Below are 8,502 nucleotides of genomic sequence, written 5' to 3' on the forward strand. Positions count from 1 at the left end.
GGCGTCCCTTCTGTGTCGAGCAGGGACATCGCTGAACATCCATGTCATGACCATGTCGTTCGCCAGGAGGATCAGTGCTTTCCGCCTTCGTATCGGCCTTCCGGACTCCGGACTTACGGCGGAAGATTCTCTTCACGCTGGGGTTGATCGCGTTGTACCGGCTGGGTGCTTCGCTGCCGTCCCCCGGCGTCGACTACCAGGCGGTCCAGGAGTGTATCGACCTGGTCTCCGGCGGTGAGTCCGCTGGCATCTATCAGCTGATCAACCTGTTCTCCGGTGGTGCGCTGTTGCAGCTGTCGGTCTTCGCGATCGGCATCATGCCCTACATCACCGCGAGCATCATCATCCAGCTGCTCACGGTCGTCATCCCGCGGTTCGAGGAACTGCGCAAGGAAGGCCAATCCGGCCAGACCAAGATGACGCAGTACACCAGATATCTGTCGATAGCCTTGGCGATCCTGCAGGCCACCGGTCTGGTCGCACTGGCGGCCCGCGGCCAGCTGCTGCAGGGCTGCCAGCAGGACATCCTGGCCGACACCAGCATCTTCGGCATGATCATCATCGTGCTCGTGATGACCGCGGGCGCGGCGCTGGTCATGTGGTTCGGCGAGCAGATCACCGAGCGCGGCATCGGCAACGGCATGTCGCTGCTGATCTTCGCCGGTATCGCCGCCCGCATCCCGACCGAGGGCAAGGCCATCCTGGACAGCCGGGGCGGTCTGGTGTTCGGCCTGGTCTGTGTCGCCGCGCTGGCGATCGTCGCGGCGGTGATCTTCGTCGAGCAGGGCCAGCGCCGGATCCCGGTCCAGTACGCCAAGCGCGTGGTCGGCCGGAAGATGTACGGCGGCTCCTCGACCTATCTGCCGCTGAAGGTGAACCAGGCGGGTGTCATCCCGGTCATCTTCGCCTCGTCGCTGCTGTATCTGCCGAACCTGGTGGCGCAGCTGACGGGATCGCAGAACAACCCGGACCCGAGTTGGTGGCAGGAGATCATCGCGAAGTATCTGGTGAACCCGGGCAACCCGGTGTACATCGCCATCTACTTCGGTCTGATCGTGTTCTTCACCTACTTCTACGTCGCGATCACCTTCAACCCGGAGGAGCGCGCCGACGAGATGAAGAAGTTCGGTGGCTTCATTCCGGGTTACCGGCCCGGTAAGCCGACCGCCGACTACCTCAACTTCGTCCTGAGCCGTATCACCCTCCCCGGCTCGATCTATCTCGGTCTGGTCGCTGTGCTGCCGAACCTGTTCCTCGATATCGGTGCTTCCGGTGGCGTCCAGAACCTCCCGTTCGGCGGTACCGCGGTGCTGATCATGGTGAGCGTCGGTTTGGACACGGTGAAGCAGATCGAGAGCCAGCTGATGAATCGAAATTACGAAGGGTTCCTCAAGTGAGAGTTGTACTGCTCGGTCCGCCGGGCGCCGGTAAAGGCACCCAGGCTGTCCTGCTGTCGGAGAAGCTCGGCGTTCCGCACATCTCCACCGGGGACCTGTTCCGTGCGAATATCAGCCAGCAGACGCCGCTGGGCCGTGAGGCGCAGAAGTACATGGACGCGGGCGACCTGGTGCCCAGCGACGTGACCAACCGCATGGTGGAGGCGCGGGTCAACGAGCCCGACGCCGCCAACGGGTTCGTACTCGACGGATACCCGCGCACGGTCGACCAGGCCGACGCGCTGGAGAAGATCCTCAAGGACATGAACACCAAGCTCGACGCGGTGCTGCGCTTCGTCGTGCCGGAGGACACCGTGGTCGAGCGGATGCTGGCCCGCGGCCGCACCGACGACAACGAGGGCGTGATCCGCAACCGCCTGCGGGTGTACCGCGAAGAGACCGAGCCGCTGCTCGACCACTACGACGGCCTGGTCGTCTCGGTGGACGGCGTCGGCGAGGTCGATGACGTCAACGCGCGGGCGCTACGCGCGCTGGGCCACTGAGCCGGTTCGCGATGGAGCACTGAGGCCGGATGGTCTTCAACCGCAAGAAGAAGGTCGTGCCGTTCCGGACGGCAGGCGAACTGGACGCCATGGCGGCGGCAGGCGCGATCGTCGGCCGCGCCTTGGTGGCGGTGCGTGCGGCCGCCAAACCCGGGGTGTCCACCCTGGAACTGGACGAGGTCGCCGAGCAGGTGATCCGGGACGCGGGCGCGGTGCCGTCGTTCAAGGGCTACCACGGCTTTCCCGCGTCCATCTGCGCCTCGGTGAACGATCGCGTGGTGCACGGGATCCCGACCGCCGAGGAGATCCTCACCGAGGGCGACCTGGTCTCCATCGACTGCGGGGCGATTCTCGACGGCTGGCACGGTGACTCGGCGTGGACGTTCGGCGTCGGCACGATCATCGAGGCCGACCGGCTGCTCAGCGTGGCGACCGAGCTGTCGATGGAAGCGGGTATCGCGGCGATGCTGCCTGGTAACCGGCTCACCGACGTCTCGCACGCCATCGAGCAGGGCACCCGGGCAGCCGAGAAGGAGCACGGGCGCGCCTACGGCATCGTCGACGGCTACGGTGGGCACGGCATCGGCCGCGAGATGCACCTCGACCCGTTCCTCGCCAACGAGGGCGAACCGGGTAAAGGTCCGAAACTCGTGGTGGGGTCGGTGCTCGCGATCGAGCCGATGCTCACGCTCGGCACCACCCAGACCAAGGTGCTCGACGACGACTGGACCGTGGTCACCGTGGACGGCAGCCGTGCCGCACATTGGGAGCACACCGTCGCGGTCACCGAGGACGGGCCGCGGATCCTGACGTTGCGTCCGGAGTAGCGCACGGCGGGTGCGCGGCCGTCGGGCCGTCCGGTTCGGCAACACTGCGCGGCGAGGAAACGAGCCGCACCGACGCCAGGGTTCCTGGTCGATCTCGCCGCGTGTCCGCGTGTCGACACCTTGCGCCGACACGACCACCGGGCGATACCCAGCTTTCGCTGGATCGGTGACGTCGTTCCTTGCACCCGCGTCCTGCGTGTTCAGCCGAAGCGGTGAGCCCGGGGCGGTGCCCGTGCGGGTGGAACGTTTACTTTCTCCTTGGTTCGACACTGTTTTGAACGATGCCGTCAGCGTATGGCCGGGCAGGTGGGGCGGACGTGAGTAGGCCGCTACTCGAATTGGGTTGGCACGCGCCGCAGTTCGTGGCGATCGGGCCTGTCCGCAGCTCCTGTCCGGGTGATGGGAACGTCGTGGCCTGCGTATTCGGTCTGCGTAAGTAGCCGCTCAGTCCGCGGGGCGCAGTGTGGATCGCAGTGCCGAAGTCACGATGGGAAAATCGAATTCGCCTCTGGTGGTCTCCGGCCTGCCGCGCAGATAGCCCACGATCCGGCCGAGCACTTCGGCCCGCTCCTCGGGTGAGATCACCAGTGTGTGCGATTGCGTGCCGATGGTCGCCGTCAGGGATTCGGCGGTGCGCCGATGCCGGTGCGGGAATGTCGACCGTTCGATCTCGTGCTCGCCGAACAGCGGGTGGGTGGGAAGTTCGACCTGTCCGCTCGGTGGCAGCGCCGTTGACACGCTGGACCCGGCGACCTGCTTCAGTCCGGCGACCCAGTCGACCGAGTTGTCGTCGGTGTTCCACAAGGCGGCGAGAACGCCGCCGGGTCGCAGCACCCTGACGAATTCCGGATACGCGCGGTCGAGGTCGAACCAGTGGAACGCCTGCCCGGCGACGATCGCGTCCACCGAAGCGTCCGTGAGCGGAATGGCCTCGGCCGTACCGGCATGCGCGGTGACGCTCGGTAACCGGCGGGTCAGCTCGGCGCGCATGTGCTCGTCCGGTTCGACGGCGATCACTGTCGCGCCTGCTTCGAGCAGGCCCTCGGTGAGCTTGCCCGTTCCGGCGCCCAGGTCGAGAACGGTGAGCGGCCGCCGGTCGGCGACCGAGGCCAGCGCCCATCGGATGGCCGCGGCGGGATAGTCGGGACGATGTTCGGCGTACGCGGCGGCATGAGCGCCGAACGAGTTCGCCCTTTCGGCGTGCAGGGCGAGCTTTTCGTCATCGTGGTCGGCCGGACTGACCATACGTCCATCATCACGGATGGGGAGCGGCGACGGAACCTACGATGCGCCGGGAAGTCTGCGCACGCCCGCGCAGACCTCGGCGGCCAGGTCGTCGTAGCCGACGGCCAGCTCGGCCAAGCGCTGCCAGGCGTCCCACAGATCCCATTCCGAGGCGCTGGCCAGCGCAGCGTAGGCGTTCGCGGTGAACTGGGCCAGACGGTCGATCACCGCGCCGACCGTTTCGGTGTGCACGTGCGCCGCGCCGTGCGCGGGTGGCAGCTGCACCGTGATCCAGCGATCGATGTCGCGGATCAGGCTCGCACGCAACGCATCGATCTCATCGAGCGAATCGTGCGCCGCGCTGAGCCTGCGTTCGTGCAGGGTGGTGAGTTCGTGCGCACCGCGCAGCAGCGGGTTGCTCTCTTGTAGTTCACCTCGACAAGCTTGCAGTACTTGATGTTTCGCGGGCAGTGCCCCGGTCGTCATCGCCTACCCGTTCTCGTGCAGGACCGGACGGTGTCGACGATGGACGAGCCGGCCGGGCGGAAACCGTTCTGAGGAGCCACGATCCAGTGCCGGTAGCCCGCGTCGGTATCGGCGGGGGATGGCAGGGCGATTTCGCCGCCGCTGGGCACGATCGACACGTTCAGGCGGAACAGCTCGGCGAACAGCCGGACGTCGTCGGGTAGATCGGGACGGGTCAGAAAGGTCCACCGTTTGGACCGGACGTGAAAGACGATCGGACCCAGCCCGATTCGGCGCTGGGTGAGATCGTCGCGAACTTTCTGCCCCAACGCGGCCGGCATCGTGATCGCGCCGACGAATCCGGCGCGGACGACGATTCGGCCGAGTTCCGGATGAACTCCGGCGGGCAGATCGCAGGTGTGTCGATAGTAGGCGCATCGGGCGGTCGGGGTGTCCGCCAACGCCAGTTGGTCCATGGGGCCCTCGGGTAACTTCGTTCGACTTTTTCCAAGCCGCCCGGCCGGTGCTGCGGCATCAGTGCTGTGATCCGGTACACCGTGCGGGCGTTGTCTCAGTAGAGCACTCCATGGAACAGATCAAACATTCCGTTCAATTAGTTCTCGAGAAATTCGTTTGCCTGCTGGTTACCGGTGGGTGCGGTTACCGGCACGATTCGATGGACCGCTCCGCGTTCACTTCGGCAGACGTATTTCCTGGTCAAATGACCTGCGTGGATGCGGAGGCGGGAACGGAGGGCATTTTGTTCACCACCGCCGCAACCATGCGTGCTACCTTGCCGCAAATCCGTCCTGCGACAGGGGTGTCCCGGCGCGCCTCAGGGCGTCGTGCGGAAGAACAGGACGCGATCGCCGTGCTCGGACAACGGCGTGTCGACACTGATCTGGCGCAGGCCGCAGTCCGGCAGATAAGTGAGGTTGGCGAACACTTTCGTGTTACCGAAGGCCGCGCGCAGTTTGGTCTCGGTCGCCCGGTCGGGGTTGTACAACGCCAGCGTCTCGAAGTCCAAGGGCGCGAGCGGCTTGTCGAGCGGAGCCTGCCCGGCCGGACGGCCGAGCGCGGCGTACTGGGTGGCCGCGCCGCGCTCGTACCAGCACAGCTCGTAGGCCACGTTCTCGGTGACCGTGATGGCCGCGACCGGCCAGTCCTGGGACAGGCGCAGTGCCAGCGGGTTTTTCGCCACCGGCGTGAGCTCCCAGTTCAGGCTCATGACCGTCACCCAGCCGCCGTAGGGCTGATCGATCAGCACGATGTCGTCGCCGAGGGTGGTCGAGGTGTTCAGCCGGGGTTCGCGGCTCTTCAACTTCGACTCGTTCGTACCGAGGTAACTCTCGCGGTCGAGGGGGTAGGCGTCGTCGACGGCATAGGCCGCGATGATCGCGGCGCGCACCTGGGCGATGGCGTCCCGTTCCGGTAGGTACACGCTCAGCGCGCCGAAGGTGGAGCCGATCTGCACGGGCGTCGCGGGCTGATCCTGCTCGGTGCCCGGCGTGAGCGGTCGCAGGCCGACGAGGGCCAGCTTCCAGTTGATCTCCTCGACGGTCGACAGGTCACCGGAGGACTTGAACATCACCTGCTGCTGGGTGAGCCGCCCCGCCTGTTCCAGGGTGCGGCAGCCCAGTTCGACCAACGCCCGGTGCGACTTCGGCGTCAGGTCCAGGTCCTGGATGCCGCACGCGCGCAACCGGATCGACATGCTGGTCGAGGTGAACGCGGCGTACCGCTCCCGGTACATGGCGATGGCCTGCTTGCGCGACCGGCCGACCATGAGCGTTCGCAGCAGCGTGCTCAGGCTGGCCAGGTACTTACCGGACAGTTCCGGATTGGCCGCGGCCAGGCCTGCGCGGATGCGGGCCGCCGCCTCGGTCGCGGCTACCGCGGCGTCCTGGTCCAGCCTGCCCAGCCACACACCGCACTTGGACAGACCGTCGGCGCACGGCCCGGCGACCTCCGGATGGTCCCGCGCGACCTGGCGGTAGACGTCGCAGGCGCGGCGGATCGTCGTGGTGGCCAGTTCCCTGCGGCCGCTGTGCCGCGCCGCCTGCTCGAACGAGCGCAGCGCGTCGTTCAACTCGCCCGCCAGGCGGGCGGTCAGCACCTGGCCCCTGGACAGCAGGCGCAGGCGGATCGCCACCGCCTCCTCGGCAGGCGCCAGCGCTTCCCTGGTGCGGTCGCGCGTCGAGCCGTTGGTCTTGGTGGCTATCAGCCCCTTGGCGAGTTCGCCGAGCGAGGTGGCCAAGCGCAATTCGGATTCGACCGTACGGTCGAGCGCCGCATACCGATCCGCCGCGATCTGACGCTCCATCGCGTCCAGATCCATCGCGCTCCTCGTTTCCAGCATGATCCTCCGCCACCGCGCGGCAACCGCGCTACGCATCCTTCTGCGCACCGAGTTTGTCATGGTTGCCGCCCGCGCGCACCTGTATCCGGCCAGGCTGACCGGGCTGTGCGGTCGGCGGCTACCCATCCGTCCGTCCGTGCCGGCCGGGAAGGCATGATCGAGGGTTGTGCGAGCCCTATTGCAGCGCGTGAGTTCGGCCGAGGTCACCGTCGACGGCCAGGTCGTCGGCCGGATCGATCCGGCGGCCCGCGGGATCCCGCACGGCCTGGTCGCGCTGGTCGGCGTGACGCACTCCGACACCGAGGCGACCGCGAAGGCGCTGGCCGACAAGGTATGGCGGCTGCGCATCCTCGACAGTGAGCGTTCGGCCGCGGATCTGAACGCCCCGATCCTGGTGGTGAGTCAGTTCACCTTGTACGCGGACACGAAGAAAGGCAGGCGCCCGTCCTGGTCGGCGGCCGCTCCCGGCGCCGTCGCCGAACCCCTCGTCGACGCCTTCGCGCACGCGTTGCGCGAACTCGGCGCAACAGTCGCCACCGGGCGGTTCGGTGCGCACATGCGGATCGACTTGGCGAACGACGGCCCGGTCACCCTCTTGCTGGAGTTGTGAGTCCGCGTGTCGGGCTCTCGGCGTCTTGCCCCGAAAACTGCGGGCACCGACGGATTCTCATGACCCGGACCGTGCCCGACCTGGTGCGGCGTCTACCCGCAAGCGCCGGGGAAGATCCCGTTCACGTTGGCGTCACTGGTGATTAGTCATCCGGTGTTACCGTGGCTGGGAAGGAGTCGAGGGTGGAGGAGCGGACGCGATGGCGGACAATGTCGAATTCGATGAGCATCTGTTCCGCAAGGCGGCCCGGAAGACGGGGCATGTGCAGGACCGGGTCAACGGCATCATCGACAGGCTGAGCTCGTCGATCGCCGCGCGGGGAAATTGCTGGGGCGACGATACTATCGGCCGCAACTTCGCCAACGGGCCCGACGGTCAAGGTGGTTACACCACCACTCGGGACAATCTGATCTCGGGCGCTCGCAACGTCGCTGGAACATTCGAGAACTTCAGCGAAGGACAGACCGAGACCGCCGACCTGCTGCGCGACATGGAGCACGGCAACCGCGACGGCATCCGCTGAGCCCGGGGTTACCGACCATGACCAACGAGCAAGCCAAGGCGGACCTGGCCGACATCCTCGACGGCGTCCAGGAGCAGATGCGGATCATCGCCCGGTTGCAGCAGGAGCGCGCCGAACTCACCGGCCGCGCGACGGTGCGCGGTAAGCGGGTGACGGTGGTCGTGAACGCCGACAACACGGTCATCGACACCCAGTTCGGGCCGAACATCGAGGACCTGAGCTATGCCGAGATCGCCAAGGCGATCACCGAGGCCGCGCAGCAAGCCAGCGCCGATGTGGCCCGCAAGACGCGGGACCTGATGGCGCCCTTGGACACCCATCGGGCACGGATGCCGAAGCTGTCCGACCTGGTCGAGGGCATGCCCGACCTGCGGGCGCCGGAGCCGGTGCCCGCACCGACGGCGCCGCCGAACGCGCGCGAGCGCAGGGAGTTCTCCGACGGCAGCGGCATGCGCTTCACCGATACCGAGACCGTAGAACGCGATCGTGGTGGATCGGTCACCGATTCGAGCTGGTGAACCCGGTAGCCGGACCGGGCGACCGAGGTAGCTGCCC

The 8,502-nt window shown here is 66.9% G+C and carries 10 protein-coding genes; 6 read left to right on the top strand and 4 right to left on the bottom strand.

Going from position 1 to position 8,502, the window contains the following annotated elements; all coding sequences use genetic code 11:
- Nucleotides 1-74 precede the first annotated feature (74 nt).
- From secY to map, 3 genes are read left to right on the top strand one after another with little or no spacing between them, the layout of a single operon-like run.
- Nucleotides 75-1,397, top strand: coding sequence for a preprotein translocase subunit SecY (gene secY / locus IU450_RS15550; RefSeq protein ID WP_195150513.1), 1,323 nt, complete (start codon nucleotides 75-77; stop codon nucleotides 1,395-1,397).
- Nucleotides 1,394-1,939, top strand: coding sequence for an adenylate kinase (locus IU450_RS15555; RefSeq protein WP_043687391.1), 546 nt, complete (start codon nucleotides 1,394-1,396; stop codon nucleotides 1,937-1,939). The genes secY and IU450_RS15555 overlap by 4 nt, the downstream gene beginning before the upstream one ends.
- A 29-nt stretch (nucleotides 1,940-1,968) precedes the next feature.
- Nucleotides 1,969-2,766 carry a type I methionyl aminopeptidase gene (gene map, locus IU450_RS15560; RefSeq protein WP_181722758.1) on the top strand — a complete coding sequence of 266 codons (798 nt, stop codon included), beginning with the start codon at nucleotides 1,969-1,971 and terminating at the stop codon, nucleotides 2,764-2,766.
- Nucleotides 2,767-3,210: 444 nt separating this feature from the next.
- On the opposite strand, the gene IU450_RS15565 is transcribed toward map, so the two are convergent.
- The 4 genes from IU450_RS15565 to IU450_RS15580 form a co-directional block, all read right to left on the bottom strand.
- Complete coding sequence (locus IU450_RS15565) at nucleotides 3,211-4,011, bottom strand: class I SAM-dependent methyltransferase (RefSeq protein WP_195150514.1); 801 nt, start codon at nucleotides 4,009-4,011, stop codon at nucleotides 3,211-3,213.
- 36 nt (nucleotides 4,012-4,047) lie between these two features.
- Complete coding sequence (locus tag IU450_RS15570) at nucleotides 4,048-4,476, bottom strand: DUF4254 domain-containing protein (RefSeq protein WP_195150515.1); 429 nt, start codon at nucleotides 4,474-4,476, stop codon at nucleotides 4,048-4,050.
- On the bottom strand, nucleotides 4,473-4,931 hold the full coding sequence (locus tag IU450_RS15575; protein ID WP_195150516.1) for a DNA-directed RNA polymerase subunit beta: 459 nt from the start codon (nucleotides 4,929-4,931) through the stop codon (nucleotides 4,473-4,475). Before IU450_RS15575 ends, IU450_RS15570 begins: the two co-directional genes overlap by 4 nt.
- Before the next feature lie 359 nt (nucleotides 4,932-5,290).
- Nucleotides 5,291-6,814: a hypothetical protein gene (locus IU450_RS15580; protein WP_228834646.1), complete on the bottom strand. Its 1,524-nt coding sequence runs from the start codon at nucleotides 6,812-6,814 to the stop codon at nucleotides 5,291-5,293.
- A 166-nt stretch (nucleotides 6,815-6,980) separates the two neighbouring features.
- On the opposite strand from IU450_RS15580, the gene dtd reads away from it, so the two are divergent.
- The 3 genes from dtd (at nucleotide 6,981) to IU450_RS15595 (ending at nucleotide 8,465) form a co-directional block, all read left to right on the top strand.
- Nucleotides 6,981-7,424, top strand: a complete 444-nt coding sequence (dtd, locus tag IU450_RS15585; protein ID WP_195150517.1) for a D-aminoacyl-tRNA deacylase — start codon at nucleotides 6,981-6,983, stop codon at nucleotides 7,422-7,424.
- A gap of 199 nt (nucleotides 7,425-7,623) precedes the next feature.
- Complete coding sequence (locus IU450_RS15590) at nucleotides 7,624-7,947, top strand: hypothetical protein (protein ID WP_195150518.1); 324 nt, start codon at nucleotides 7,624-7,626, stop codon at nucleotides 7,945-7,947.
- 17 nt (nucleotides 7,948-7,964) lie between these two features.
- Nucleotides 7,965-8,465, top strand: coding sequence for a YbaB/EbfC family nucleoid-associated protein (locus IU450_RS15595; protein WP_195150519.1), 501 nt, complete (start codon nucleotides 7,965-7,967; stop codon nucleotides 8,463-8,465).
- The last annotated feature ends 37 nt before the right edge of the window (nucleotides 8,466-8,502 follow it).

It is taken from the genome of Nocardia abscessus (assembly GCF_015477775.1).
GTDB classification, from domain to species: Bacteria; Actinomycetota; Actinomycetes; order Mycobacteriales; family Mycobacteriaceae; genus Nocardia; species Nocardia abscessus_A.